Below are 26,396 nucleotides of genomic sequence, written 5' to 3'. Positions count from 1 at the left end.
CGGGGGGGGGGGGGGGGGGGGGGGGGGGGGGGGGGGGGGGGGGGGGGGGGGGGGGTGTGTGGTGTGGGGGGGGGGGGGGGGGGGGGGCCCGGCCCCCCCCCCGCGTCCGCGTGTACGGGGTGAACGGCAGCCAGGACGGGGACGGACGCGGTGCGAGCTGAGCGGGACATCTTCGAGGTCTTCGAGGTGCGGGAGCCGGTGCTGGTGCGGACGGCGAGCACGCCGCGCACCGGGGCCGAGGCCCGGATCGACCCGGCCGCGCCGCTGGCCGGGGTGCGGGAGCTGGCCGCCCGGCCGCTGCTCCGGCAGGCCGTCGAAGTGGCCAGCGGCAGCCTGGAGTCGAGCCTGCGGCGGCTGGCCGACGAGCAGGGCGCGGCGGAGCTCGGCCGCAAGCGCGTGCTCAGCGCGGCCCGCACCCTGACCCGCTACGCCCGCCGCTCCGGTGGGCGGCCGACCCCGTTCGGCCTGTTCGCCGGCGTCGGCCGGGCCCGGTTCGGCGCGGCGGCCAAAGCCGGGCCGGTCGGTCCGGGCGAGGTCACGGTCCGGCTGGACGGCGGCTGGCTGCACCGGCGGGTGCTGGACTGGCTGGCCGTGCCCGGGGTGCGCCGCCGGGTGGAGGTGGTGCTGGACGACCTGGCCGTGCTCCGGGACGGCCGGCTGAGCCGGGAGGTCGAGGGCCGCGAGGTGTCGGTGCGGGACAACGCGGTGGTCGCCGCCGTCCGCGCCGCGACCGCCGCCCGCCCGGTCGGGTACGCCGCCCTGCTGGCGCAGTTGACGGAACGTTTCCCCTCGGTGGGAGCGGACCGGCTGGACGGTCTGCTGGCCGGCCTGGTGCAGCACGGCTTCCTGCTCACCTCGCTCACCCCGCACCGGATCGACGCCGCCGCGCTGGACCGGATCGAGGCCGCCGTCGAGGGTGCGGTGCCCGGCGCCGCCGAGGGCCTGCGGGCCGTCCGGCAGGCCGCCGCCGCGTACGAGGGGGAGCGGCCGGGCGAGGGCGGGGAGCGCTGGCGGGCGCTGCTGGCCGCCGTCCGGGAGCTGGACCCGGCGCCGGACGAGGGCGGGCGCCCGCCCGTGCAGGTGGACCTGACCTTCCCCGGGGAGTCGGTGCTGCCCGCCTCGGTCGGCGAGGAGGCGCGTCGCTACGCCGCCGCGATCTGGGCGATGACCCCGGAGTGGGGCGCCCTGCCGCACCTGCGGGACTACCGGGACCGCTTCATCGAGCGCTACGGCACCGCCTCGGCCGTCCCGCTGGCCGAGCTGGTCGATCCGCACCGGGGCCTCGGCCTGCCGCCCGACCACACCGCCGAGGACCCCTACCCCCGCACCGGTCCGGGCGCCGAGGCCGACCGGCCGCGCCGGGCCGCGATCGCCGAACTGGTCCAGCAGGCGGTGCTGGAGGGCGGTGAGCTGGTGCTCACCGACGCGGACGTCCGGCGGATCGCCGGGCTGGCCGGACACGACCCGCAGGCCCGGCCGCCGCGCACCCTGGAGCTCTGCTTCCAGCTGCTGGCCGACAGCCCCGACGCGCTGGACCGGGGCGACTACCTGCTGCTCGGCAGCCCGCACATCGGCTCCTGGACGGCGGGCGCGACGGCCGGGCGGTTCGCCGAGGCCACCGGGCTGACCGGGGAGCTGGCCCGGTTGGTGGCCGAACCGCCGGACCAGGAGGCCCTGTTGGCCCAGCTGGAGATCGCCCCGCGCGATCCGCGCTCGCTGAACATCGTCCAGGTGCCCCGGCTGCTCCCGTACCGGATACCCGTCGGCCTGCCGGACGACCGCACCGACCCGCACTGCCTGGACTGGCGCACCCTGCTGGTCGCGGCCGGCGCCGACGGCCTGCGGCTGCTGCACGGCCCGACCGGGCGTCAGGTGGTGCCGGTGCTCCCGCACATGCTTGCCCTGGACGCCCAGGCCCCGCCGGTGGCCCGCTTCCTGGTCGAGCTGGCCGCCGCCCGCCCCCGGGTCTGGACCGGCTGGGACTGGGCCGGGCTGGACACCCTGCCCTACCTGCCGGCGGTCCGCTACGGGCGGGTGCTGACCTCACCGGCCCGCTGGCTGGCCGGGCGGCGGCTGCGGGACGCTGCCGGGGCCGGACGGGCGGAGTGGGAGCGGGAGTTGGGGGAGTGGCGGCGGCGGTACCGGGTGCCGGCCCGGCTCCAGATCGCCCGCAACGACCAGATGTACCCCGTCGACCTGGACGAGCCCTGGGACCGGGAGCTGCTGCGGGCGGAACTCACCGCCGCCCAGCCGAGGTTCGTGCTGTACCAGGACCTGACCGCCGGGGGCGAGGGGCTGGGGTGGAACTCCGGGCACGCCACCGAGATCGTGCTCCCGCTGGCCCGGGCCGGAGCCCCGGTGCCGCGCCCGCCGGAGGCGGAGCGGGCGCCGCTGCGGGCCGCGCCAACGGCGCTGCACCTGCCCGGGGAGGACTGGCTCTACCTCAAGCTGTACGCCGAACCGGCCGCCCACGACGCTCTGCTGGCCGCGCACCTGCCCGGGCTGCTCGCGGAGGCTGCGGAGGACGTCGACCGCTGGTTCTTCCTGCGCTACCGGGACCCCGAGCCGCACCTGCGGCTGCGGCTGCACGGGCCCGATCCGGCGGCGCTGTACGGGCGGGCGCTCCCCGCGCTGGCGCGCGGCGTCCGGCGGTTGGTGGAGCGCGGGGCGGTGCGGACGATGATGCTCGACACCTACCGGCCGGAGACCGACCGGTACGGGGGCGAGGCGGTGCAGGAGGCCGCCGAGCGGCTGTTCCTGACGGACAGTCGCTCCGCGCTGGTGCAGCTGGCCGCGCGGGGGGCGGGTGCGGCGGCGGTGCCGGACGAGGTGCTGGCCGCCTTCGGGCACGGGCTGCTGCTGGAGTCGCTGGGGGAGTGGGACTGGTGCGGGTGGGTCGACGCCTCCTTCGACAAGGGGCCGGACCACGGGCTCTACCAGCGCCACCGGGCGCTGGCCGACGAGCTGCTGCGGCCGGGCGGCTTTGGGGCGGCGTCGGAGCGGCTGGGCATGCCGCAGCTGGCGGCGCTCTGGGCGGAGGACGAAGCACCGCGCGCCTACGGCGAGTTGATGCTGAACGGGGCCACGGTGGCCGATCGGGACGAGGCGCTGCGCTCACTGCTGCACATGCGGCAGAACCGGCTGTTCGGCACCGACCCGGCGGCGGAGGCCCGGGGCTACGCGGTGCTGCGCGGGGCCGCCCGCACGGTGCTCGGTCGGCGGCGGGCCGGGGCGGGGGAGCAGTGAGGCCGGCGTTGCCGGGGCTGGGCGGTGGCGCCGTACCGGGCTCCGGTCGTCCCGAGCGCTTCGCTTCGTCTTGCCTCGGCCGGTCGTGCGGTGGTGTCCACCGGAGGCGCGCGGGTGCGGGAGCGGTGAGTGCGGCGCTGCCGGGGCGGTCGGTGCCGGGCGGTGGTGCCGTTCCGGGCTCGGGCCGTCCCGAGGGCTTCGGCTCGTCCCGCTTCGGCCGGTCGTCCGGTGGCGTCTACCGGAGGAGTGCGGGTGCGGTGCTGCCGGGGCGGCCGTTCGGCTCGGCGGTGTCATCTTCGGTTCCGGACGTCAACCCTGCTGGGAGGCAGTACTCATGACCACTCCTGACCGTGCCGAGCTGCGCGAGCGGGCCGGGGCGGTGTCGGCCGCCGTGCTCGACCGGCTGGCCGATCCGGCCGCGACTGCGGCGGCGACGGCGATCCCGGACGAGGCGGCCGAGGACGGGCGGGGCGAGAACGTCTGGGCCGAGCTGACGCTCGGCAGCGGGAGTCCCGGGCTGGCGATCGCGTTCAGCGGCGGAGCCCTGCCGGTCGAGGGCCGGGCGGCCCGGGCGCACGGGTACCTGGGGCTGGCGACCCGGGCGGTGGCCGAGGGCGGCACGGTGGCCAGCGGGATCTTCAAGGGGCCGGGCGCACTGGCCTTCGCGGTGCTGCTGGCGCACCGGGCCACCGGGGGGTACGTCTCCGCGCTGCACCGACTCGACGACTACCAGCGGGAGTTGGTCCGCACCGCGCTGCCGGAGGTGACCGACGCCCCGCTCGCCACCATTGGCCACTACGAGGTGGTGCGCGGCATGACCGGCGTCGGCCGGTACCTGCTGGCCCGGGAGGAGGCCTGCCGCCCGGAGCTGGAGGCGGTGCTGGGCTACCTGACCGCCCTCTCGCTCGGCGAGGTGGAGCACCAGGGCCACCGGGTGCCGCGCTGGTGGGCGCTGGACGCGCCCCGGACCGGTGCCGAGCACGACTTCCCCGGCGGCCACCTCAACCTCGGCCTCTCGCACGGCGTGGCGGGTCCGCTGGCCCTGCTCGCGCTGGCCTGGCGGCAGGGCGTGCGGCTGCCGGGCCAGGCCGAGGCGATCGAGGCGGGCGCGGGCCTGCTGGCCCGGTGGGCGGTCCGGGACGCGCACGGCCCGTACTGGCCGCCGCACCTGACGCTGCGCCAGTACCTGGCCGGGCCCCGGGCGTACGACCTGCCGCCCGGCTGGCCGTCCTGGTGCTACGGCGCCCCCGGGGTCTCCCGGGCGGTGCAGCTGGCCGGCCTGGCGCTGGACCGGCCGGACCTGACCGGGCTGGCCCGGCGGTCGGTGGAGCGGCTGCTCACCACCCCGCCGGACGGTTGGGGCCTGCACGACCACGCGCTGTGCCACGGCTGGGCCGGTGCGCTGCACCAACTCGGTCGGCTGAACGAGGAGTTCGGCGAGGAGCGGATCGAGCGGGTCCGGGACGGGCTGGCCGCCCGGCTGGTCGGGGCGTTCGACCCCGAGCTGCCGTTCGGCTACCGCTTCACCATGACGAAGCGGGAGTACGGCAGCGACGTCTCGGGCTACCTGGACGGCGCGGCGGGCGTCGCGCTGGCGCTGGACGCCTACGCGACGGGGGGAACCGCCTCGGGCTGGGACATGCCGCTGCTGCTCGGCTGACCGGGCGGTCCGGAAAACCGCTGGTGCGGGCGGAGCGCCGGTCAGCACAATCACCGCCATGGGTACGGACATCCACGGATTCGTCGAGTGCAGGGCCTCCCACGGCATGCCGCCGGACGAGGAGGACGGCTGGTCGGCGGCGATCGACCTCGAACTGCTCTACGCCGGGCGGGACTACGACGCCTTCGGTTGCCTGTTCGGCGTCCGCGACCTCGCCAACTTCGCACCGCTGGCCGCCGGCCGGGGCCTGCCCGATGACCTGGCCGGGCCGACCCGCGCCGCGCACGCCGCGTGGCGGTCCGACGCGATGGGCGAGACCTGGATCGGCTGGGCCGAGGTCGAGGCGGTCGACTGGGACGAGCCGTCGGCCGACGTGGACGACCGGATCCACGAGTGCCGGATCGACGCCGACGGGCGCTGGATGCCGTACGCCAAGGCGGCCTGGAGCCGGGACTTCGCCCGGCTCGCCGGGCTGCCCGAGCGGCCGGACCCGGGCTACGGAGGGCGGCGGTGGCCGGAGGGCACCGAGTGGCGGGACGGCGAGGTCGGCTTCCGGGTGGTGCGGCTGCGGCGCCGGGAGGCCGCCGGGCCGGACGGGGAGTGGGGGCCGGTGTGGGCGGTGATGAGGGCGCTCGCCGAGGTGCACGGGAAGGAGAACGTCCGGTTGGTGGTGTGGTTCGACTGACCTGTACACCACACCCGGCGGCCGTGCGCAATCGAACCTGATGGAGTTCGTTCGCCTGTGTTGACCGTCACAGCGGCAGGTCAGGACGATACCGCCCAAACCCTCCAGGGAAAGGTGAGATCATCGTGACGGAGACTCAGCAGGCCAGGGCCGCTGCGCTGCGGGAGCTGCACAAGGACGGCGTACTGGTGCTGCCGAACGCCTGGGACGCCGGCAGTGCGGCGTTGATCGCCCGGGCCGGCGTCAAGGCGATCGCCACCACCAGCGGTGGAGTGTCCTGGGCCCAGGGCAAGCCGGACCAGCAGGCGCTGAGCCGGGACGAGATGGTGGAGCAGGTGCGCCGGATCGCGGCGGCCGTCGAGCTGCCGGTGACCGCCGACGTCGAGGGCGGCTACGGTCCGGCCCCCGCGGACGTGGCCGCCACCGTCGAGGCGGTGATCGCGGCCGGTGCGGTCGGGATCAACCTGGAGGACTCCAAGCCGGACTTCACGCTCTTCACCGCCGAGGAGCAGGCCGGCCGGATCCGGGCCGCCCGCGAGGCCGCCGAGCGGGCCGGGCTGCCGGAGCTGGTGGTGAACCTGCGGACCGACGTCTTCCTGTTCGGCATCGGCGAGGAGGCCGGCCGGGCGGACGACGTGCTGTCCCGGGCCGCCGTCTACGCGGAGGCCGGGGCCGACGTGCTGTTCGTGCCGGGGCTGCTGGACCTCACCGTGATCGCCGAGCTGGTCAAGGCCCAGCCGCTGCCGGTCAATGTGATGGCCGGGCCGGGGGCGCCGACGGTGGCCGAGTTCGAGGCCGCCGGGGTGCGCCGGGTGAGCGTGGGCACCGCCGTGGCACAGGCCGCGTACACCCTGGCGCAGCGCGCCGCCGCCGAGCTGGTGGAGCGCGGCAGCTACGACGCGCTGGCCGGTGCGCTGGACTTCGGCACCGTGAACGGCGCCTTCAGCCGTTGATCGGCGGTGCCGATCAAAACTGTCGGTCAATCGCCGACTCCGCTGGAATGACCGGGAGTTGAGGCGGGCTGGCGGCACCGTTGCCGTCAGCCCGCGCACCACATCCGAGCACAGCCGGCCGGGAGCGAGGACGAGCCAAGTGACCACCACAGCCGAGAGCGGCACCACGAAACCGGCGGTGGCCCCACCAGGGGTCTTCGCCACCCTGCGACAGACGCCGGTCGCCGTCCGGTACCTGCTGGGCGGCGTCCTGATCAACCAGATGGGTGCCTTCGTCCAGACCTTCCTGGTGCTCTACCTGACGGCCCGTGGGCTGACGGTCGGGCACGCCGGGTTGGCACTGACCGCCTACAGCGTCGGCGCGGTGCTGGGCACCATCCTGGGCGGCGAACTGGTCCAGCGCTACGGCCCGCGGGCCACCATCACCGGGGCGATGGCCACCTCGGCGGTGATCCTGGCCCTGATCCCGACCCTGAGCGGGGCGGGCCGCTTCCCGGTGCTGCTGGTGGCGGTGGCACTGGCCGGTCTGGCCACCCAGAGCTACCGCCCGGCGGCCTCGGTGCTGCTGAGCGACCTGATCCCGGACGAGCACCGGGTGATGGGCTTCTCGATGATGCGGATCGCGCTGAACGGGGGTGCCGCGCTCAGCCCGCTGATCGCGGCCGGGCTGATCCTGCTCGACTGGGACCTGCTGTTCTACCTGGACGCGGCCACCGCGCTGGGGTACGCGCTGCTGGCCCTCACCCTGCTCCCCAAGGTCGCCGCTCCGGCGGCCGACGAGGAGGAGGACGGCCCGCAGCCGAAGGCGAGCTACGCCACGCTGCTGGGGGACCGCAAGTACCTGGCCTTCCTGGCCTCGGTGCTGCTGGGCTCGGTGATCTACGTCCAGTACACCGTGGCGCTGCCGCTGAAGATCAGCTCCGAGGGGCACCCGACCGCGCTCTACAGCACGGTGCTGACCGCCTCCTCGGTGATCCTGATCAGTTGTGAACTCAAGCTCACCAGCTACGTCAAGCGCTGGCCGCCGCACCTGGCGGGCGGCATCGGCACCGCGCTGATGGCGATCGGGGTGGCCGGGTACGGCCTGCCGTTCGGCTCGTGGGTGACGATCGTGCTCTGCACGGTGGTGTTCGTGTTCGGCGTGATGATCAGCGGGCCGACCATGTTCGCCCACCCGGCCACCTACCCGGCGGCGGTGAAGGCCCGTTACATCGCGGCCCACCAGGCCGGGTTCGGGGTCGGGCTGGCGCTCGGGCCGACCGTGGGCGTGTTCGCCTGGAGCGCGCTCGGCAACGGTGTGTGGTGGGTCTGCGGAGTGGTCGGCCTGGTGGCCGCGCTCTGCGCCCACCTGGGCATGCGGGGGACCCCCGCCGCCTGACGCACCGACAACGTGGGGGAGTGGGCCGCCGGGAGACACCGGGCGGCCCACTCCGCCGCGTCCGTTCTTCCTCCTCGACCGGGATCAGGGAAGGGATTGGGGCAGATGGGCAGACCCGAAAGACCGGTGGACGCCTCGGGCGGAGCGGTGGCGGACTTCGCCAGCCGGCTCCGCCGTCTGCGTGCGGAGGCGGGCAATCCGACCTACCGGGACATGGCACGGACCGCGATGTACTCCGCCTCGGTCCTCTCCAGTGCGGCCAACGGCCACCGCCTGCCGACCCTCCAGGTGGCGCTGGCCTACGCCGCTGCCTGCGGCGGCGAGCGCGAGGAGTGGCGCGGGCGCTGGCTGTCCGCCGCCACCCGGGGCGGCGTTCCGGTGATCGGCAACCGCCCGGCGGCGCCACCGGAGGCAGCGGGGGAGCCGGCCACGCGGAGGGACGGGGGGACGGGTCCGGCCGGTGCCGCGCCCGCGCGGGCGGGCGGGCCGGACCCGGACGCTCACCCGGCCCGGCCCGGGGCCGGGCATCCCGGCGCCGGTCCGCAGGCGGGAGGAGCGGAGCGGCCCGGGGCCGACGGCCCTCCGGCGGTCCGCACCGAGCAGGCGCAGCAGTTCGGCCGCCCGGACGGGACGGCTGGTCCGGTCGGTACGGCCGGTGCGGACGAGTGGGCGGCGCGGCGCGGGCCCGACGACGGCTACCTGACCGGCGGGCTCGGCGGGGCGCCGCACGGTGCGTGGCCGGAGCCGGCCGGGCAACCGGGAGTGGCGGAGGCGTATGGCGCGGCGAATCAGCGCCCGTCGGCCCCGGCCCCGGCCCCTAACCTGGCAACGGCCTCGGCGGCAGGGGAGGTCGGTGGTGGTCTCGTCGCCCCCGGGCTGCCGTCGGACCGGGGCGGGCACTCCGGGGCCGTCCTCGGGCCGCCTTCGCCAGGTCCGCTCGGCGGGGCGCCGCACGGTGCGTGGCCGGAGTCGGCCGGGCGACCGGGGGCGGCGGAGGCGTCCGGCGCGGAGGGGCACCTCGCATCGGCTGCGGTAACGGCCCCGGCGGCGGAGCTCGGCGATGGCCCTGCCGCGAACGGGCTGCCGGCGACCGGGAGCGGCTACCCCGGGGCCGCCGTCCGGCCGTCCTCGGCCGGTCATCCGGTGCCCCGTCAACTCCCGCTCCGCCCGCAGGGATTGATCGGACGGCGGGCCGAGCTGTGCCGACTCGGCGGGCCCGGCGGGAGCCCGGTGGTGATCAGCGGGCCGGTCGGGGTGGGCAAGAGCGAGCTGGCGCTGCGGCACGCGCACGACCTCGCGCCCGGGATGGTGGACGGGCAGCTGTACGCCGATCTCGGGCCGCTGACCGAGGTCCGGTACGACCTCGGCGGTCTGCTCTGCGCCTTCCTGACCGCGCTCGGGGTGGAGCCGGAGCGCATCCCGGCCACGCCCGATCAACGGGCCGCGCTGTACCGCTCGTTGCTGGCCCGGCGGCGGCTGCTGGTGCTGCTGGAGAACGTCCACTGCGAGCGCCAGGTCCGCCCGCTGCTCGCGGACAGCGAGACCAGCACCACCCTGGTGGTCAGCCGCACCTCGCTCCTCGGTCTGCGTGACGTCCGCCGGCTGCGGCTGGACCCGCTGGCCCGGGACGAGTCGGCCGCGTTGATCACGGCGGTGCTGCCGGAGCGGGCCGGGGCCGACCCGGCGGCGGTGGACCGGCTGGCCGCGCTCTGCGGTGACCTGCCGCTGGCCCTGGACATCGCCACCCGCAAGCTGCTGGCCCGTCCCGAGGTGCCGCTGCGCTGGGCGGTGGCCCGGCTGGTGGAGCCGTCCGCGCTGCTGGACTGGCTCTGCGTCGGTGACCTCTCGATGCGGGAGGCGATCAATTCGGCGCACGTCCAACTGGGCGAGGCGGCAGCCGGGTTGATCGACCGGCTGGCGGTGCTGCCGGAGCGCGAGCTGTGGGCGGAGGACCCGGTGCTGGCCGGGGCCGAGGAGGCGGTGGACGAACTGGTGGAGGCGGGCATGCTCCGCCCCGGCGAGCGGCACGGCGGCTACCGGCTGGACCCGCTGGTCCGGGCCTTCGTCCGCGACCGCGACCCGGCGCGCAATCTGCTGCCCCGCCGGGCGCTGCCCTTCCCGCAGATCCGACCCGAGCCTGCCGCACCCGGGCAAGCTGCTCCCCAGTCGGCTGCTCCGGGGTCGGCCGCGTCCGCGCCGGCCGCTCCCGAGGCGGCCGTCGCATCCGGTCCGGGCACCACCGCCTGACGGCGCACGGGCCGATCAACTCCCCGCCAGGGGTGGTTGATCGGCCCTCCCGGACAAGGCTGCCGACCAATCCCGCCGCTCGCTTGAATCGTCCCAACGAACCGCCCGGCAACGGAAACGGGGGTTCACCCCGACCGCACCCCAACGGGCGGTGGGACGAGCAGCGAGGTGGTGGCAGAGCATGACGAACCACGAGGTCGAGGTGCTGGCGATCGGTGCCGGCCCGTCCAATCTGGCGCTGGCCGTGGCACTGGAGGAGTCCGGCTCGGCCGGGCTGGCCGCGGGCACCCTGATCCTGGAGCAGCACCCGGACGTGAAGTGGCAGCGCAACCTGCTGCTCCCGTTCGCCCGCAGCCAGGTCTCCTTCCTCAAGGACCTGGTGACCCTGCGCAACCCGCAGAGCCGGTTCTCCTTCCTGACCTTCCTGCACCAGCAGGGCCGACTCGACGAGTTCGTCAACCTCGGCACCTTCAACCCGTACCGCCGCGAACTCTCCGACTACCTCCAGTGGGTGGCGAACCAGCTGGACCAGGTCCGGGTGCGGTACAACGCCGGCGTCACCTCGCTGGCGCCCCGGCTGGCCGACGACGGCACGGTGGCCGGCTGGCGGGCCACCCTGGCCGGCGGTGACACGGTGGACGCCCGCGACCTGGTGGTCGGCACCGGCCGGGACGCGCACGTGCCCGAGGTGTTCGCCGGGCTGCCGACCGACCGGGTCATCCACAGCTCCCAGTACGCCACCCGGATCGCCCGCCACCCGGTGGACCGGCCGACCAGAGTGGTGGTGATAGGCGCTGCGCAGAGCGCCGCCGAGATGTTCGTCTCCGTCCACAACGACCTGCCGCTGAGCACGCCGACCCTGGTGCACCGCTCGATCGGCCTGATGAACTACCAGACCAGCAAGTTCGTCAACGAGCTGTTCTTCCCGTCCTTCGTCGACGACTTCCACGAGACCGCCCCCGAGGCCCGCAAGCAGATCCTGGACGAGCTGCGGCTGACCAACTACGCCGGCCTGGCCGCGCCGTTCCTGGACGAGACCTACGCGATGCTCTACCGGCAGAAGCTGGACGGCACCCCGCGCTCGGCCGTCCGTCCGATGACCGAGGTGCTGGCCGCCCGGGTGGAGGACGGCGAGGTGGTGCTGGAGCTGCGCGACCGCCGCACCGGCAAGGTCGAGCCGCTCCGCTGCGACCTGGTGCTGCTCGGCACCGGCTACGACCAGCGGATGCCCGCGATGGTCCGCCACCTGGCCGGACAGCTGGGCCTCGAGGAGATCGAGGTGAACCGCCGCTACCGGGTCGAGCTCGGCGCCGCCGCCCGGGGCGGCCTCTACCTCCAGGGCTTCAACGAGGCCACCCACGGCATCTCGGACTCGCTGCTCAGCGTGCTGGCCTCCCGCTCGCACGAGATCACCACCGACCTGCTCGACCGGCGCAGCGTCGCCGCCACGATCGGAGGCACCCACTGATGGAGATCCGCAGACTGGACCGGGCCAACCTGACCCCGGCCTACGGCATCGAGGGCGAGCGGCTCAAGCCCTGGGCCCCGCTCAACTCCCCCTTCGAGGGCGCCTGGTGCGTGGTCCGGGCGGGCGGCGAGTCCGACCCGCACAGCCACCACGAGTACGAGATCTTCATCGCGCTGACCGGTGACGCGGCCCTGGTGGTGGACGGCGCCGAGCGCGAGTTCAAGGCGGGCGACATCGTCCACCTGCCGCCGGGCTCCACCCACCAGGTGGTCAACCGCTCCGCGGCCGACTTCGAGTACTACGGCATCTGGTGGGACGCCCCGATGGCGGCCGACTTCCTCTCCAGGCACCTCACGGCGGGAGCGGGGTCGTGACGGCGGGCCGGGTCGCGGTGGTCTCGCCCGCCCCGACCGCCAACGGCGACCTCCACCTCGGCCACCTGGCCGGGCCGTTCCTGGCCGCCGACGTCTTCACCCGCTACCAGCGGGCCACCGGCCGGGAGGCGGTGCTCGGCACCGGGGCCCAGGACACCTCCAGCTTCGTGGTCACCACCGCCCGCCGGCTCGGCACCACCCCCGAGGACCTGGTGGCCGACTCCACCGCCCGGATCGAGGCCACCCTGGCCGCGCTCGGCATCGGGGTGGACGGCTTCAGCCGGGACGAGGAGCGCTTCACCAAGCTGGTGCTGGACTTCCACTCCCGGCTGCACGCGGCCGGGAAGCTGGAGCTCCGGCCGGTGCGCTTCCCCTACCGGCCGAGCACCGGGGAGTACCTGACCGACGGCTTCGTCAAGGGCGGCTGCCCGCTCTGCCTGACCGAGGGCTGCGCCGGCCTCTGCGAGAGCTGCGGCCACCCGCTGGCGGCCGGATCGCTGATCGACCCGCGCTCCACCGAGGACCCGTCGGAGCAGCTGGAGATCCGCGAACTCCCGGTGCTGGTCCTGCCGTTGGAGCAGTACCGGGAGCAGCTGCGGGCCTACTTCGAGCAGACCGGGGCCGCGCTGCGCCCGCACATGGCACTGGCCGTCCGGGAGATGCTGGCCGCCCCGCTGCCGGACTTCCCGGTCACCTACCCCGGCGCCTGGGGCATCCCCGCCCCGTTCCCCGAGGTGCCCGGACAGGTGATCAACCCGAACGCCGAGACCATGGCCTGGTCGATGTACACCACCGGCCTGGGCGCCGAGAAGCGCGGCGAAGTGCTCGCCGCCGACGACCAGTTGTGGTGGCCGGAGGCCGGCACCGAGGTGGTCTACTTCCTCGGCTTCGACAACACCTTCCCGTTCGCCGTCGCGGGCGTGGCCATGCTGATGGCGCTCGGCGACCGCTACGCGCTGCCCGCCCGCTTCGTCACCAACGAGTTCTACGAGCTGGACCACCAGAAGTTCTCCACCAGCCGGGGCCACCTGGTCTGGGGACAGGAGCTGGCCGACCGGCTGCCGAGGGACGTCGGCCGCTACCACTTGGCCGCCACCAGCCCCGAGTACCAGCGCACCAACTTCGGCTGGGAGCAGCTGGCCGCCGTCACCGGCGCCCGGCTGGTCGCGCCGTGGAACCGGATCGCCGAGAAGGACGCCCGGCACGCCGGGCGCACCCTGCCGGTCTCGGCCGCCTCCCGGGCCGCCGCCGACCGGATCACCGCGCGGTTCGCCGCCGCCTACGACACGGAGGGCTTCAGCCTGGTCCGGGCCGCCGAGACGCTGGCCGAGCAGCTCGGCCGGCTGGACCGCTGGGAGGTGACGGACCAGCAGGCGGGCGACCACGCCCACCAGGTGCGCACCGTGCTGCGCTGCGCCGCGCCGATCCTGGTGGACCTGGCCGCCGAGGCGCTGGCCTCGCGGGCGCTGGACACCCTGCTGCTGGGCGGCCCGTGCACCACCACCGAGCTGACGGTGCGGCCGCTGCCCCACCTCGCCGTGGGGGTGGACTGAGATGGCCACCGAGAGCCGCCGGGTGGTGGTGATCGGCGCCGGGGTGACCGGCCTGCTCACCGCCGTGCGCTGCTCGCTGGCGGGCCATCAGGTCACCGTGCTGGACCGGGGGGCGATCCCCAACCCGGGCTCCACCTCCTTCGACCAGCACCGGGCGGTGCGCGCGCTGGACCCGTCCGACCTGGCCGGCACCCGGCGGATCGCGGTGGCGCACCGGCGCTGGCTGGCGCTGGAGGCGATGCTCGGCACCCGGTTCTACCGCCGGGTGGGCATGGTGACGGCCTGGCCGGTCGAGGAGGCCGACCGGATCGCCGCGGTGGCCGCCGAGGCGGGGGTGCCGGTCACCCTGACCGAGCCCGCCGAGCTGCCGCACGTCCGCTTCCCCGAGGGGACGGTCGGCGTGCGGGAGCACCACGGCGGGGTGCTGCTGGCCGACCACGCGCTCCAGGCGGTGGTCCGCTGGCTGGCCGCCCGCCCCGGGGTCACCCTGCTGCCCTGGCAGGAGGTCAAGGCCGTCGATCCGGAGACCGGCGAGGTGCACCTGCCCGACGCCCGCAGCCTGACCGCCGACCTGACCCTGATCGCCACCGGCCCGTGGTCCAAGGACCTGGTCGAGCTGCCGATGCTGCTGCACCGGCAGACCCTGGTCTACCTCAAGCCGCCGGAGGAGCTGGCGGCGGCCTGGGAGCGCACCCCCGGGGTCGGCCGGATCGGCAGCGAGGGCCTGGCCTGGCTGCTGCCGCCCGGTGACGGCACCCTGCTCAAGGTGAGCTCGGCGGCCGTCTGCCGGGAGGCGGAGCTGGCCACCGACGGCAGCCCGGAGGAGGAACTCCGGTGGGCGGAGCAGGTGTTGGCCGAGCCGATCCTGACCGACCCGGACCGCTACCAGGTGCTGGCGGTCAAGCGCTGCCACTACCTGGTGGACGCCGGCACCGGAGCCGCCCACCTGGTCCGGATCGGCCCGGCCACCTGGGCCAGGACCGCCAGCGGCGGTGACGGCTTCCGCACCGCCCCGCTGGTCGCCGACCGGATCGTGGCGGCGCTGGAGAACCCCGAGCCCTTCGTACCCCCGACCGCGCCCACGGGCGTACCGCCGACCACACCCCTGACGACACCGCCGACCACACCCCCGACCGCAGGAGAGGAGAAGCCATGAGCGCCGACGAGGACCGCGTGCTGCTGGTGATCGGCAGCGGACTGCGGTACTACCGCGAGTACCTGATCGAGTCGGCCGCCCGCCGGGCCGTCGAACTCGGCCTGAAGCCGGTGCTGGTGAACAACCTGCACCCGACCTGGCAGACCCCGTACTTCGACGAGATCACCGTGGTCAACGTCTTCGACCACGAGCAGCTCAAGGCCGCCGCCCGGGAGATCGCCGCCCGGCGGACGGTGGCCGGCATCGTCTGCTACGACGAGCCGCTGGTGATGCCGACCGCCGAGCTGGCCGCCGAGTTCGGCCTGCCGGGCCTCGGCCTGGCCGGGGTGGTCGGCTGCCGGGACAAGCACACCACCCGGCGCCTGCTGACCGCCGCCGGACTCCCGCAGCCCGGCTTCGAACTGGTCGACACCCCCGAGGCGGCCCGGGCCGCCGCCCGCGCCATCGGCTACCCCGTGGTGGTCAAGCCGCGCGCACTCGGCGCCTCGATGGGCGTCGTACTCGCCGAGGACGAAGGGCAGTTGGACGCGGCCTACCTGGTCGCCTCGAACGCCGGACTGGTCGGCGACGAGCCCTACCGGGGCGGTGCGATGGTCGAGGGCTTCGCCGGCGGGCCGGAGATCAGCGTGGACGGCGTGGTGCAGCGCGGCGAGTACCGCGCGGTGCACGTGGCCCGCAAGCAGACCGGGATGCACCCGTACTTCGAGGAGACCGGGCACGTGGTGGACGCGGACGACCCGCTGCTCCACGACCAGGTGCTGCTGGACGTGCTGGCCAAGACCCACCAGGTGCTGGGGGTGGAGGACGGCATGACCCACGCCGAGCTCAAGCTCACCCCGTACGGCCCGGTGGTGATCGAGGTGAACGGGCGGCTCGGCGGGGACCTGATCCCCTACCTGGGCCGGCTGGCCACCGGGATCGACCCGGGCGAGGTGCTGGTGGAGACGGCGCTCGGGCTGCGCTCGGAGCTGACCCCGCGTCACCGGGGCGTGGCGGGCATCCGGTTCGGCTACCCGGCCGAGGACTGCACCGTCGGCGAGGTCCGGCTCCCCGCCGGGCTGCCCGGCCTGGTGGCGGCCGAGCCGATGGTCTCCCCGGGCACCGAGCTGCGGCTGCCGCCCGGCGGCTACCTGGCCCGGCACTCCTTCGTGGTCTGCACCGGCGACAGCCGGGAGCAGTGCGCGGAGCGGCTGGACGCCGCGCTGGCGGCGGTCGAGCTGACCGGCGAGCCGCTGGCCCGCAAGGAGATCGACGCGGTGCTGGAGATGCCGGCCGGCCTGCTGGACACCGACGTGGCGGAGGCACGGACATGAGGATCGACTACGACGGCCGCCAGTTCCGCAAGCTGGAGGCCGAGGACGGGGTGGTGGCCCGCTACCACCAGGAGGACGACCTGGTCTGGGCGGACTTCGCCGGCGGCCCGGTCCGCCGGGGGAATGTGGCCGGGGTCTGCAGCCCGGAAGGGGTGCTGGAGCTGGCCTACACCATGGTGCTGGACGACGGCGAGGTGATCGCCGGACGGACCGTCAACACCCCCTACACCGGCCCCGGCGGGGACCTGCTGATCCGCGAGGAGTGGGAGCGCTACGGCCCGCACGCGCGCAGCGGCACCTCCTTTCTGACCGAGGTGACCACCGAGGGCGGTGAGGGCGATGGCTGCTGACTGGGCCGGCCTGCGGGCCGCGGTGGACGGCACCGTCCGGCTGGCGGGGGACGAGGGCTTCGAGGAGCGCAGCTCCGCCTTCAACCGCCGCTACGCCGACGTCACCCCCGCCGGCGTGCTCTCCGTCGGCAGCGTCGCCGACGTGGCCCGGGGCATCGCCTGGGCCCGGGCCGAGGGGCTGCCGCTGGCGGCCCGGGGCGGCGGCCACGGCTACTCCGGCCAGGCCGCCACCACCGGGCTGGTGCTGGACCTCGGCGGCCTGGACACCATCACGGTGGACCGGGCGCGGGAGCTGGTCACCGTCGGAGGGGGCGTGCGCTCCGGCCGGCTCTACGCCGAGCTGGAGCGGCACGACCTGGCGGTGCCGCTGGGCAACTCCGACCAGGTCGGCATCGGCGGCCTGACCCTGGGAGGCGGCGTGGCCGCCGTCTCCCGGGCCTTCGGGCTCACCTGCGACTCGCTGGTGGAGACCGAAGTGGTGCTGGCCGACGGCACGTTGGTGCGGTGCAACGAGACCGAGCACCCCGACCTGTTCTGGGCCTGCAAGGGCGGTGGCGGTGGCACCTTCGGGGTCAACACCTCCTTCACCTTCCAGGCCCGGCCGACGGTGGCCAGCTCCACCTGCCTGCTGCTCTGGCCGCTGGCCGACGCGGCGGTGGTGCTGACCGTGATGCAGCGGATCATGGCCACCGCACCGGACGAGTTCGCGGCCCGGATCGGGGTCAACCGGGCCGGTACGGACGGCGGTTCGGTTTCGGTGATCGGTCAGCACCTCGGCCCGGCGAGCGAGCTGCGCGAGCTGCTCGCCCCGGCGATCGCTGCCGCCGTGCCCGAGCGGACGGTGATCGAGGACATGGGGTACTGGGAGGCCAAGGACTTCCTGCACCACGAGACCTCCGGGGACCCGTTCGCCGTCCGCACCAGGACGGTCACCGAGCCGATCGGACCGGCCGCGATCGACACCGTGCTGACGGCCCTGCAGAAGTGGCCCGGCAGCGGGAACCCGGACGGCGCCGGGGTGGCCCTGTTCACCTGGGGCGGGGCGATCAACCGGGTGCCGGTCACCGAGACCGCGTTCCCGCACCGGGACGTGCTCTTCCTCATCTCGATGGACACCTCCTGGAGCCCGGACGACCCGGAGGAGCTCCGGCAGGCCAACCTCGACTGGCTGACCGACCTGCACGCCGCGATGGGCGAGCACGCCCGGGACGCCTCCTACCTCAACTTCGCCGACCCCGACCGGCCGGCCGGGGAGGCGCTCGCCGCCTACCACGGCCCCAACCTGGCCCGGCTGCGCGAGGTCAAGCGCCGCTACGACCCGGACCGCGTCTTCACCCACCCCCAGTCCGTCTGAGACGGGACAGGAGCCCGCCATGACCGCCACGTCACCCGTCTCACCCGATCTGCGCGGCGTGATGCGCGACTTCGCCACCGGAGTCTGCGTCGCGACTACCTACGCCGACCGCGACGGCGCCCGCCGCCACGACGCGGTGACGCTCAACTCGCTGACCTCCGTCTCGTTGCACCCGCCACTGGTCTCGCTCTCGCTGCACCGCGAGTCCCGCTTCCTCGGCGACCTGCTGGAGACCAAGAAGTGGGCGGTGGCGATCCTCGACGGCGAGGCCGAGCCGCTGGCCCGCAGTCTGGCCCGGGGCCGGGCCGAGCGGGCCGAGGTGGTCGACCACCTGGCCGCCCGCCCGGGGAGCGAGACCGGCGCCCTGCTGCTGGACGCGATGGCCGGCCTGGAGTGCGTCCTGCGGGACAGCTTCGAGATCGGCGACCACACGATGGTGATCGGCGAGGTGGTCGCCACCGCCGGCGGCGACCACCGCCCGCCCCTGCTCTTCCTGCACGGCGGCTTCCGGCAGCTGCCGCCCGCCACCGACGCCGTCGCGGCCCCGCCCGCCGCCGTCCCTGCCGCTGCCGCCCTTGCCGCTGCCCCGAAGGAGTCCTGAGATGCCCTACCCCACACCCATCTCCGCCCCCGCCCCTTCTGCCACCTGCCGCCCCGCCGAGCCCGCCGCCCCCGCTCCGGTGCCGGCCGAGGTGCCCAACACGGCCGCCGGGATCCTGGCCGCCGCCAAGGAGTTGGCCCCCTGGCTGCGCGAGCACGGCGAGCGGATCGAGCAGACCCGCCGGCTGCCCGCCGACGTGGTCGAGGCGGTCCGCGCCACCGGCGCCTTCCGGATGGGCTTCGCCCGCAGCTGGGGCGGCCCCGAGCTCAGCTCGGTCGAGCAGACCGAGGTGGTCGAGGCGCTCGCCTACGGCGACCCCTCGGCCGGCTGGGCCGCGATGATCGGCATGGACTCCGGCCTCTACGCGGCCTTCCTGGACGAGCCGGTGGCCAAGGAGATGTTCCCCCGGCTGGACATGACCACGGCCGGCCTGCTCTTCCCCACCGGCCGGGCCGACCGGGTGGAGGGCGGCTACCGCCTCAGCGGGCGCTGGCAGTTCGGCAGCGGCATCACCCACGCCGACTGGGTGATTTCCGGTGCCTTCGTCTTCGAGGACGGCGCCCCCTACCCGGCCGAGGGCGCCCAGGACTCCATCCTGCTGATGGTGCCCGCCGCCCAGGTCGAGGTGATCGACACCTGGAGGACCACCGGCCTGGCGGGCAGCGGGAGTTGCGACTACGCCATCAAGGACGTGTTCGTCCCGGCCGGCCGCACCCTCACCTTCGACACGGTGCGGGGCGCCGAGGGCCCGCTGGCCCAGCCCGAGGTGCACATGCGGAACATGCCGGGCGTCCCGCTCGGGGTGGCCCGCGCCGCCCTCGACTGGGTGCGCGCCCAGGTGGTCGCCAAGTCCGGCCCCGGCGGCTCCGGTTGGGCCGACACCTGGCGGATGCAGGTCGCCCTGGCCGAGTGCGAGGCCGACTTCCACGCCACCCGCGAGGGCGTCTACGGCGCGCTGCGCCGCCAGTGGGAGGTGCTCTCCGCCCCCGGCGGCACCCTGGACGACCTGACCCCCGAGGAGCGGGCCGCCCTGCCGCTCTCCCGGCTGCACGCCTTCCGCACCGCCCGCTCCATCGTGATGCGGCTCTACGACCTGATGCAGACCTCCTCGGTCTACCGGCCCAACCCGCTCGACCGCTGGCTGCGCGACACCATGACGATGTGCCAGCACGTGGTGGCCCAGGACAAGATCCTGCAGTCCGCCGGTGCGCACCTGCTCGGCAGCCGGCCCGGCTTCCCGCTCAGCCTCGGCATCACCAGCTGAATCCCCCACCTCTCCGCTGACTTGGAAGGAACCACCGCCATGACCGAGCTGCTCACCCCCGCCACCGCCCCGGCCGCCACCTCCCTCACCACCGCGCGGATCCCCCGCCGGGCGCGGCTGCGCCACTTCCTGATGTGCCGTCCGGACTTCTTCGACGTCACCTACTCGATCAACCCCTGGATGAACCCGGCCAAGCCCACCTCCAACGCGCTGGCCGTGGCCCAGTGGGAGGTGCTGCACAACCTGCTGGTCTCGCTCGGCCACCACGTCCAGACCATCGACCCGGACCCGGCCCTGCCGGACATGGTCTTCGCGGCCAACGGCGCCACCGTGGTCGACGACAAGGTGCTGGTCGCCCGCTTCCGGCACCCCGAGCGGGACGGCGAATCCGCCCACTACGTCGACTGGTTCCGGGCCCAGGGCTTCGCCGAGGTGGTCCAGGCCGCGTACCCGAACGAGGGCGAGGGCGACTACCTCACCACCGGCCGCGCCATCCTGGCCGGCAACGGCTTCCGCTCCGACCCGCGCTCGCAGGCCGAGGCCACCGAGCTGTTCGGCCGCCCGGTGGTCGGCCTCCAGCTGGTCGACCCGCGCTTCTACCACCTGGACACCGCGCTGGCCGTGCTCGACCAGGACGAGGTGATGTACTACCCCGCCGCGTTCAGCCAGGAGAGCCGCGCCGTGCTGCGCGCGCTCTTCCCGGACGCGGTGATCGCCACCGAGGCCGATGCGGTGGTCTTCGGCCTGAACGCGGTCTCCGACGGGCTGAACGTCATCCTCCCCGAGGCCGCCACCGGCCTGGCCGCCCAGCTCCGCGAGCGCGGCTTCCGCACCCACGGAGTCGACCTCACCGAGCTGTTGAAGGCCGGCGGCAGCGCCAAGTGCTGCACCCTCGAACTCCGCCACTGACCTCCCCGACCTGACCCGAAGGAGAAACCGATGACCGCGCAGCAGCCCTGGATCATCGTCGGCTACGTCAACGTGCTCCCGGTGGTGAAGGAGTTCGCCCCCGGCTCGGTGATCGTCATCGACGAGCCGGACGTGATCCGCAACCGCGACCTGAAGAGCGCCCTGGACGGCGCCGTGATGCTCCGCGAGCTGATCGGCTGGGAGTACCAACTACCGGGTGCGGCCGACGAGTTCTACAACACCTACCCCGACCTGGACCCGGCCCTGATCGCCCCGCTGCTGGAGTACGCGACCCCGTTCGCGGCCCGGCTGGCCGAGCGCTACGGCCTGCCGGGGGCGGGGGCGGGCGCCGCCCAGGTGATGCGGGACAAGGCGCTGCTGCGCAAGGTCACCCGGGCCGCCGGGATCGCCAACCCGGCCTCCCGGGAGGTGGGTTCGGTCGAGGAGCTTCGGGAGTTCGCCGCCGCGCACCCCGGCTCGCTGGTGCTCAAGCCGGCCAACCGGCAGGCCTCGGTGGGCACCCGGGTGCTGCACGACCTGGACGACCTGGAGGCGGTCTGGGCGGACTGCACCACCCAGGACGAGGGCTACCTGGTGCCGGACCGGGAGCGCGAGCTGCGGATGCTGATCGAGCAGTACGTCCACGGCGAGGAGTTCAGCGTCGAACTGCTGGTCCGCGAGGGCGAGGTGCTGTTCTCCAACGTCACCGGCAAGCTGCTCTACCCCGGCGACCGCCCGATCGAGCTGGGCCACTCGGTGCCGGCGGCCGGCCTCTCGGCCGAGCTGTCCGCGCTGCTGGTCGGTGAGACCGGGCGGGTGCTGGAGGCGGTGGCCTTCGGCAGCGGGATGGTGCACTGCGAGTGGATCGTCCAGGGCGGCGTCCCGTACCTGGTGGAGTGCGCGGGCCGGTTCCCCGGCGACGGCATCCCGATGCTGATCGAGGAGGCGTACCGGATCAACCTGGCGGCCGAGTTCTACACCGTCATGCAGGGCGGGCGGCCCGAGCCGCTGCCGCAGGTGGCGGCCGGGGGCGCGGCGGTGCGGTTCATCCAGGCCGAGCCGGGCGAGGTGGTCTCGGTCGACGGGGTGGCGGAGGCCGGAGCACTGCCCGGGGTGCTCTCGCTCTCGCTGCACCTGGAGCCCGGCCAGACGGTCCGCCGGCTCCGCAGCTCCTGGGACCGGGTGGGCTCGGTGATGACCCGGGGCGCCACCCCGGAGGAGGCCCTGGCCACCGCCGAGGCGGTCACCGACGCCATCACGATCCGGACCGCCGGCTGACCCCCGCCGGAGACCGGTGCGCCGTCCCCGCCGGGGACGGCGCACCGGCGTGCGGTCCGATCGCTTGTCGACCCGAGTGAGCCGGGTCACACTGACGGTGGGTCACGTCACGTTCATTCGGGGGGCGTTGTGTGGATTCCGGTGGTTCTCCTGATGCTCGGCGCACTGCTGCTGGGGCCGCCGACCGGGCGGTGGCTGCGCTGGATGCGCGCCGTCCGGGGCGGTGGCCGGGCACCGCTCGACACGGCACCCGCAGACCTCGACCCGTACGCGCTGGCCCGGTTGGCCGGTCGGGTGACCGAGACCGTGCTCGTGGTCATGCACGGGCAGGGGCGGCTGGTCGCCGCCCGTTCGGGTGTGGTCACCGTGACGGACACCGCGGCCCGGCATCCGGCCGAGGCGTGGGTGATCAGGGCCGTCGGGTCGTCCCGGACCCGGGACCTGGACGAGCTGCCGAGGGGGCACCGGGGCGATCCGGGTGCGTCCTCCCTGGAGCCCGAGCTGATCCGGCGCGGGCTGCTGGTGGATCCGGCCGCGCACACCGGCCCGGCCCGCGAGGACCGCTGGAAGGCGGTCGACCTGGCCGTTGCGGTGCTGATCGGGGCCGTCGTGATCTGGTGGGTGCTGGCCCGGGACGCCGGCCCGGTGCTGCTCGGAGCCGCCGCCGGGCTGCTCGGCTGGGCGGTCGCCCTGTACCGGCACCGGCTGCCGACGGCGCCCGTCCGGACCCGGCACGGCGGCGCACTGCTGGCGCTCGTGGAGGCACGGCTGGGCGCGGACGCGCCGCTGCCGCAGGTCGTCGCGGTGCGCGGGCTGGCCGGACTGCCGCCCGGCCACGACCTGCTGGTGGCCGACAGCGCCTCGCGGCTGGCCGCGATGGTGCGGTGGCGGGAGCAGCGCGAGCTCCGGGAGCGGGAGGCCAAGCTGCTGCGGAAGCGCCCCGGTAGGTCGGCCGGTTCGGCCGGTTCGGGAGGCTCGGGCGGAGTCGGTGCCGGCGGCTTGGGGTGCGGCGGCGGCGGTGGTTGCGGTGGTGGTGGTTGCGGTGGAGGGGGTGGGGCGTGAGGAGTCGTCAGACGTCCGGTGAGAGGGTGGCGAGCACGGGGCCGTCGGGGCGGACGGTGATGCTGTAGGAGGCGCCCAGCGGGGGGTTGTGCAGCCTCACCGTCCAGACGGGCAGCAGGAGTTCGAGCAGAGCGACGGTCTCCCGGAGGGCGAACTGGATGCCCAGGCAGGCACGGGCGCCCAGGCCGAACGGCAGGTAGGCGCCCAGCTCGGCGGGGCGGCGGCCGGGGACGGTGAAGCGGGTGGGGTCGAAGCGCTCGGGGTCGGGCCAGCGGACCGGGTCCCGGTGGGTGAGGTAGGGGGAGACCAGTACGTCGGTGCCGGCCTCGATCCGGTGGCCGCCGAGCACGTCGGCCTCCAGCGCGTGCCGGGGGAGTAGCCAGGCGGAGGGGTAGAGGCGCAGGGTCTCGTGGACCAGCGCGAGCACCGCCTCGCGCCGCTGCGGCGAGCCGGCCGGGCCGGCGGCCAACGCGGCCTCCCGGGCGCCCGGGTGACGGTCCAGCAGCAGGTACAGCCAGGTGAGGGTGGTGGCGGTGGTCTCGTGCCCGGCCACCAGCAGGGTGACCAGCTCGTCCCGGATCAGCCGGTCCGAGTAGCCGTGGTCGTCCTCGGTGAGCAGCGCCAGCAGTCCCGGGCCGTCCGGCCCGGGCGGGCCGGAGCGGGCGGCTTCGATGGCCCGGTCGGCGATCAGGTCGATCCGGGCCAGCTCCCCGGCCACCGCCTCCCGGGCGTCGGCCGCGTCGGCGGGCAGCTCGGGCATCCGGGCCACCACGGTGGCCACCGCGCCGAGTTCGCGGTCGGTGGCGCCGTTCAGCGGGTGGCCGGTGAGTGAGCGCCAGATGGTGTCCAGGGCGAAGCGGCGCATCTCGTCGCCGAGGTCCAGCACGCCGCCGTCCTCCGCCTGCCCGGTCCAACGGGTGGCGGTGCTCCGCGCGGCGGCGGCGATCCGCCGCTCGTAGCGTCGCATCCCGGCGCCGGTGAACTGCCCCTGGAGCAGCTTGCGTTGGCGCTTCCAGGCCTCCCCGGTGGCGGCCAGCACGCCGTCCCCGATCAGCATCCGGGCCCGGTGCGAGCGCTTGACGTAGCGGTCGGGGTGGTGCGCCAGCACGTGCTGCACCTCGGCCGGCCCGGTCGCCAGCACCGTCGGCCGGTCGCCGACCGGCACCCCGGCCACCGGCCCGAGCGCGGCCCGTGCGGTGGCCAGCAGCTCCACCAGCTCGCCGCCCCTGGCCCGCCAGTCGGCCACCACGGCCGGGTCCAGCACGGGTACGGGGACGGGCACGGGCTGCGCGGTGGTCGTCGCGTCGGTGGACACCGGCCCGCTCCTCACTCTCTGACGGCAGGTCAGTACGGACCGTACGTCATCGGTGCGGTGTCGCGACAGCCCGCTATCGTGTCGGCGATCACCGAACCGACCGCACACGGGGGCCCGCACATGACCATCAACCGCCCGGGACTGCCCACCGACCTGCCCCCGGCCGAGCGGCTTTGGGCCCGCTGGGCGCTGCTCGCCGCGCTGCGGGCGACCGCCGAGGCGGAGGCCCGCCCCTCGGTGCACCGACGCGGGCGCTGGATCGACGAGGTCGGCCTGCACTGGGACGACAGCGGCTGCACCTGGTGGATCTTCGAGAGCCTGGGCGAGGGCCGGTTCGTGCTCTACGGCGAGGACGAGTCGAGCGCCGTCAAGTGGTACGAGCCGGCCATCGACGTGCTCGCGGGCGGCCCGGACTGGCTGCCGTACGCGGAGCTCCGGGAGCGGATCGCGGGCTGGGAGATCGGCTGCGTCTACTGGTACGAGAACGGTGCCTGGGCTCGCGCGCCGTACCCCGAGGACCTCGACGACGACGGACTGGACTGCGGCATCGGCGAGTTCGCCGACCGGGACGACGTGCTCCGCACGGTCCGCTTCAACCTGGCCGACCGCACCGACGCCGAGGGTGCCGAGCGCTTCCTCGCCGACGCCGAGTCCTACCGTCTGGATCCCGCCGCCCTGCCGGCCGCCCTGGGCGCCACCAACGGCGACGGGGACCCGATCGACCAGCCGGCCGTGCTCCGCGCGCTGACCCGTGCGGGCCTGGCGGGCGCGGCCGGCCAGGCGGAGGCACGGGCGCAGGGGCCGGCGCCGATCGGCGAGTGAGAGGATGGACCCTCGCTGACGTCCGTCGACGTCGTCGCCCCTCACCTCAGTACCGGGAGAGTCCGTCACCGTGAGCAAGAACATCAACAACCCCGTGGGCATGGGCGGTGGCCAGCGGAAGCGGCTGTCCCGCACCGAGCGGCAGAACAACGGTCCGCACCGCAACCTCGACCGCCAGGGTGCGGCCGACCTGAAGGCGGAGCTGGTGCGCAAGATCCGCGAGAAGGAGGCCGCCGCCGAGGCGGCCCGGCAGGCGGAGGACGGCACCGCGCAGAGCTGACGCACCGTCGGCCGTGCGTGGCGGCGGTGCGGGTGCGCGTGGCTGCCGGACCGCCATGGCAGGGGCTGCCCTCCCTAGCGGTGCGAGCCGTGCCCGGGCCGGAGGCGGCGGCGCAGCAGTGCTGCCGCTGCGGCCAGCAGGACGGCGGCGCCGATGGCGAGGCTCAGGCTGCCCGGCCCGGCCGGGCGGGTGGAGGCGGTGCGGGTGAGGTCTCCGGCCGGCCCGGCCCCGGGGGTGGTGGGCGGTGTGCTCGGGGCCGGGGGCGGTGTGGTCGTGGGGCTCTGACTCGGCGTCGGACTCGCGGGTGCCGGTGTGCTCGGGGGCTGGGTCGGGCTCGCGGTCGGGGTCGGGGTGGCGCCGGGGGTGCGGGTCGGCGAGGGCTTGGGGCTCGGAGTGTGGGGCGGCGGGGGCGGCAGGGTGGGGCCGTGGTCGTGTCCGGCGTGGTCGGCGGCGGGGGCTGCGGTGACCGGCGGGGCCTCGGCGGCCGTGCCGGAGCCCTCGAAGACCACGTCGGAGCAGGAGTAGAAGGCCTCCGGGCTGTCCGAGCGCTGCCAGATGACGTAGATCAGCTGCCGGCCGGTGCGGCCGGCCGGGATCTTCCCGGGCAACAGGTAGGAGCCGTTCGACAGTTGGGGGTCGGTGACGGTCAGGAAGGGCTCCGGGGAGAGGTCGGCCCAGCGGAGCGGCCTGGTCGGGGAGTAGCCCGCGTTGGTCAGGTACAGCTGGAAGGTGCCCTTGTGCGGCGCGGTGGCCCGGAACTCGAAGGTGTAGTCCGCACCGGAGGTCAGCCGGGTGGCGGGCCAGTCGGCGCGCGGCAGGTCCATCCCCTTGTACATCTCGCTGCCGGCGCTGCACAGCCTGCCGTCCGGGATCAGTTGGCGGTGCCGTCCGGCGGCCTCGCCGATGCGCAGGCTCATCCAGTCGTAGAGCGCGGCGGTGCCGCCGAGGGCGACGGCCGCCTGGCAGGCGGCGGACTTCGGGTGCTCGGCGCCCTCCAGGTAGCAGCCCTCGATACGGCTGAGCGGCTTCTGCAGCGAGCCGTGGGCGTCGGCGGGGCCGGCCGTGGCGAGCACGGCGAGGGCGGCGAGCAGGGTGGGGGCGAGCAGTCGGCGGGGGCTGGGCATGAGG

At 75.0% G+C, this 26,396-nt stretch carries 22 protein-coding genes; 20 read left to right on the top strand and 2 right to left on the bottom strand.

The features are described from left to right. Positions 1-150: 150 nt before the first annotated feature. The 18 genes from ACIRBX_RS03385 (at position 151) to ACIRBX_RS03300 (ending at position 22,851) form a co-directional block, all read left to right on the top strand. Positions 151-3,246: a lantibiotic dehydratase gene (locus tag ACIRBX_RS03385; RefSeq protein WP_402293453.1), complete on the top strand. Its 3,096-nt coding sequence runs from the start codon at positions 151-153 to the stop codon at positions 3,244-3,246. A gap of 334 nt (positions 3,247-3,580) precedes the next feature. After that, the gene (locus ACIRBX_RS03380) at positions 3,581-4,906 is read left to right on the top strand and encodes a lanthionine synthetase C family protein (protein ID WP_402293452.1); all 1,326 of its coding nucleotides are present in this window, start codon (positions 3,581-3,583) and stop codon (positions 4,904-4,906) included. 58 nt (positions 4,907-4,964) lie between these two features. Beyond that, positions 4,965-5,591 carry a hypothetical protein gene (locus ACIRBX_RS03375; RefSeq protein ID WP_402293451.1) on the top strand — a complete coding sequence of 209 codons (627 nt, stop codon included), beginning with the start codon at positions 4,965-4,967 and terminating at the stop codon, positions 5,589-5,591. Between the two features lie 119 nt (positions 5,592-5,710). After that, positions 5,711-6,544, top strand: a complete 834-nt coding sequence (locus tag ACIRBX_RS03370) for an isocitrate lyase/phosphoenolpyruvate mutase family protein (protein ID WP_402293888.1) — start codon at positions 5,711-5,713, stop codon at positions 6,542-6,544. Between the two features lie 139 nt (positions 6,545-6,683). Next, positions 6,684-7,922: an MFS transporter gene (locus ACIRBX_RS03365; protein ID WP_402293450.1), complete on the top strand. Its 1,239-nt coding sequence runs from the start codon at positions 6,684-6,686 to the stop codon at positions 7,920-7,922. 105 nt (positions 7,923-8,027) lie between these two features. After that, the gene (locus ACIRBX_RS03360) at positions 8,028-10,169 is read left to right on the top strand and encodes a hypothetical protein (protein ID WP_402293449.1); all 2,142 of its coding nucleotides are present in this window, start codon (positions 8,028-8,030) and stop codon (positions 10,167-10,169) included. 181 nt (positions 10,170-10,350) lie between these two features. Next, a complete protein-coding gene (locus ACIRBX_RS03355; protein WP_402293448.1) occupies positions 10,351-11,637 on the top strand; it encodes a lysine N(6)-hydroxylase/L-ornithine N(5)-oxygenase family protein in 1,287 nt (428 codons plus the stop codon). Beyond that, positions 11,637-12,011, top strand: coding sequence for a cupin domain-containing protein (locus ACIRBX_RS03350; RefSeq protein WP_402293447.1), 375 nt, complete (start codon positions 11,637-11,639; stop codon positions 12,009-12,011). Before ACIRBX_RS03355 ends, ACIRBX_RS03350 begins: the two co-directional genes overlap by 1 nt. After that, positions 12,008-13,564, top strand: a complete 1,557-nt coding sequence (locus ACIRBX_RS03345; protein WP_402293446.1) for a class I tRNA ligase family protein — start codon at positions 12,008-12,010, stop codon at positions 13,562-13,564. The genes ACIRBX_RS03350 and ACIRBX_RS03345 overlap by 4 nt, the downstream gene beginning before the upstream one ends. A gap of 1 nt (position 13,565) precedes the next feature. Beyond that, positions 13,566-14,720 carry an NAD(P)/FAD-dependent oxidoreductase gene (locus ACIRBX_RS03340; protein ID WP_402293445.1) on the top strand — a complete coding sequence of 385 codons (1,155 nt, stop codon included), beginning with the start codon at positions 13,566-13,568 and terminating at the stop codon, positions 14,718-14,720. Next, entirely contained in the window at positions 14,717-16,033 is a 1,317-nt protein-coding gene (locus ACIRBX_RS03335; RefSeq protein ID WP_402293444.1) for an ATP-grasp domain-containing protein, read from the top strand. The genes ACIRBX_RS03340 and ACIRBX_RS03335 overlap by 4 nt, the downstream gene beginning before the upstream one ends. Next, the gene (locus ACIRBX_RS03330) at positions 16,030-16,383 is read left to right on the top strand and encodes a hypothetical protein (protein ID WP_402293443.1); all 354 of its coding nucleotides are present in this window, start codon (positions 16,030-16,032) and stop codon (positions 16,381-16,383) included. The genes ACIRBX_RS03335 and ACIRBX_RS03330 overlap by 4 nt, the downstream gene beginning before the upstream one ends. After that, positions 16,373-17,737 (top strand): FAD-binding oxidoreductase, encoded by a 1,365-nt coding sequence (locus ACIRBX_RS03325; RefSeq protein ID WP_402293442.1) that lies wholly within the window; start codon positions 16,373-16,375, stop codon positions 17,735-17,737. The genes ACIRBX_RS03330 and ACIRBX_RS03325 overlap by 11 nt, the downstream gene beginning before the upstream one ends. 19 nt (positions 17,738-17,756) lie before the next feature. Next, positions 17,757-18,338, top strand: coding sequence for a flavin reductase family protein (locus tag ACIRBX_RS03320; protein ID WP_402293441.1), 582 nt, complete (start codon positions 17,757-17,759; stop codon positions 18,336-18,338). 1 nt (position 18,339) lies between these two features. Next, positions 18,340-19,602, top strand: coding sequence for an acyl-CoA dehydrogenase family protein (locus ACIRBX_RS03315; protein ID WP_402293440.1), 1,263 nt, complete (start codon positions 18,340-18,342; stop codon positions 19,600-19,602). A gap of 39 nt (positions 19,603-19,641) precedes the next feature. After that, the gene (gene ddaH, locus ACIRBX_RS03310) at positions 19,642-20,511 is read left to right on the top strand and encodes a dimethylargininase (RefSeq protein WP_402293439.1); all 870 of its coding nucleotides are present in this window, start codon (positions 19,642-19,644) and stop codon (positions 20,509-20,511) included. A 30-nt stretch (positions 20,512-20,541) separates the two neighbouring features. Then, positions 20,542-21,789 carry an ATP-grasp domain-containing protein gene (locus tag ACIRBX_RS03305; RefSeq protein WP_402293438.1) on the top strand — a complete coding sequence of 416 codons (1,248 nt, stop codon included), beginning with the start codon at positions 20,542-20,544 and terminating at the stop codon, positions 21,787-21,789. A 141-nt stretch (positions 21,790-21,930) separates the two neighbouring features. Beyond that, positions 21,931-22,851 carry a TIGR04222 domain-containing membrane protein gene (locus ACIRBX_RS03300; protein WP_402293437.1) on the top strand — a complete coding sequence of 307 codons (921 nt, stop codon included), beginning with the start codon at positions 21,931-21,933 and terminating at the stop codon, positions 22,849-22,851. A 7-nt stretch (positions 22,852-22,858) separates the two neighbouring features. Here ACIRBX_RS03300 and ACIRBX_RS03295 read toward each other — a convergent pair whose 3' ends face one another. Then, positions 22,859-24,166 carry a cytochrome P450 gene (locus tag ACIRBX_RS03295; RefSeq protein ID WP_402293436.1) on the bottom strand — a complete coding sequence of 436 codons (1,308 nt, stop codon included), beginning with the start codon at positions 24,164-24,166 and terminating at the stop codon, positions 22,859-22,861. 120 nt (positions 24,167-24,286) lie between these two features. Between ACIRBX_RS03295 and ACIRBX_RS03290 the strand changes: the two genes are divergently transcribed. Both ACIRBX_RS03290 and ACIRBX_RS03285 read left to right on the top strand, forming a co-directional pair. Continuing rightward, entirely contained in the window at positions 24,287-24,988 is a 702-nt protein-coding gene (locus ACIRBX_RS03290) for a hypothetical protein (protein ID WP_402293435.1), read from the top strand. 70 nt (positions 24,989-25,058) lie between these two features. After that, positions 25,059-25,268 carry a DUF6243 family protein gene (locus ACIRBX_RS03285; RefSeq protein ID WP_402293434.1) on the top strand — a complete coding sequence of 70 codons (210 nt, stop codon included), beginning with the start codon at positions 25,059-25,061 and terminating at the stop codon, positions 25,266-25,268. Between the two features lie 74 nt (positions 25,269-25,342). Here ACIRBX_RS03285 and ACIRBX_RS03280 read toward each other — a convergent pair whose 3' ends face one another. Continuing rightward, on the bottom strand, positions 25,343-26,392 hold the full coding sequence (locus tag ACIRBX_RS03280; RefSeq protein ID WP_402293433.1) for a lytic polysaccharide monooxygenase: 1,050 nt from the start codon (positions 26,390-26,392) through the stop codon (positions 25,343-25,345). Between the last annotated feature and the right edge of the window lie 4 nt (positions 26,393-26,396).

The organism is Kitasatospora sp. NPDC096147, from assembly GCF_044763225.1.
Lineage (GTDB): Bacteria > Actinomycetota > Actinomycetes > Streptomycetales > Streptomycetaceae > Kitasatospora.
The sequence above is the reverse complement of the archived record's forward strand: the minus strand, read 5'-3'. Positions and strand labels throughout refer to the sequence as shown.

Coding starts and splice junctions, on each gene's coding strand:
- ACIRBX_RS03290 (WP_402293435.1), top strand. CDS start 24,287: ATGACCATCAACCGCCCGGGACTGCCCACCGACCTGCCCCCGGCCGAG.
- ACIRBX_RS03340 (WP_402293445.1), top strand. CDS start 13,566: ATGGCCACCGAGAGCCGCCGGGTGGTGGTGATCGGCGCCGGGGTGACC.
- ddaH (WP_402293439.1), top strand. CDS start 19,642: ATGACCGAGCTGCTCACCCCCGCCACCGCCCCGGCCGCCACCTCCCTC.
- ACIRBX_RS03280 (WP_402293433.1), bottom strand. CDS start 26,392: ATGCCCAGCCCCCGCCGACTGCTCGCCCCCACCCTGCTCGCCGCCCTC.
- ACIRBX_RS03360 (WP_402293449.1), top strand. CDS start 8,028: ATGGGCAGACCCGAAAGACCGGTGGACGCCTCGGGCGGAGCGGTGGCG.
- ACIRBX_RS03380 (WP_402293452.1), top strand. CDS start 3,581: ATGACCACTCCTGACCGTGCCGAGCTGCGCGAGCGGGCCGGGGCGGTG.
- ACIRBX_RS03315 (WP_402293440.1), top strand. CDS start 18,340: ATGCCCTACCCCACACCCATCTCCGCCCCCGCCCCTTCTGCCACCTGC.
- ACIRBX_RS03325 (WP_402293442.1), top strand. CDS start 16,373: ATGGCTGCTGACTGGGCCGGCCTGCGGGCCGCGGTGGACGGCACCGTC.
- ACIRBX_RS03330 (WP_402293443.1), top strand. CDS start 16,030: ATGAGGATCGACTACGACGGCCGCCAGTTCCGCAAGCTGGAGGCCGAG.
- ACIRBX_RS03375 (WP_402293451.1), top strand. CDS start 4,965: ATGGGTACGGACATCCACGGATTCGTCGAGTGCAGGGCCTCCCACGGC.
- ACIRBX_RS03350 (WP_402293447.1), top strand. CDS start 11,637: ATGGAGATCCGCAGACTGGACCGGGCCAACCTGACCCCGGCCTACGGC.
- ACIRBX_RS03320 (WP_402293441.1), top strand. CDS start 17,757: ATGACCGCCACGTCACCCGTCTCACCCGATCTGCGCGGCGTGATGCGC.
- ACIRBX_RS03335 (WP_402293444.1), top strand. CDS start 14,717: ATGAGCGCCGACGAGGACCGCGTGCTGCTGGTGATCGGCAGCGGACTG.
- ACIRBX_RS03355 (WP_402293448.1), top strand. CDS start 10,351: ATGACGAACCACGAGGTCGAGGTGCTGGCGATCGGTGCCGGCCCGTCC.
- ACIRBX_RS03305 (WP_402293438.1), top strand. CDS start 20,542: ATGACCGCGCAGCAGCCCTGGATCATCGTCGGCTACGTCAACGTGCTC.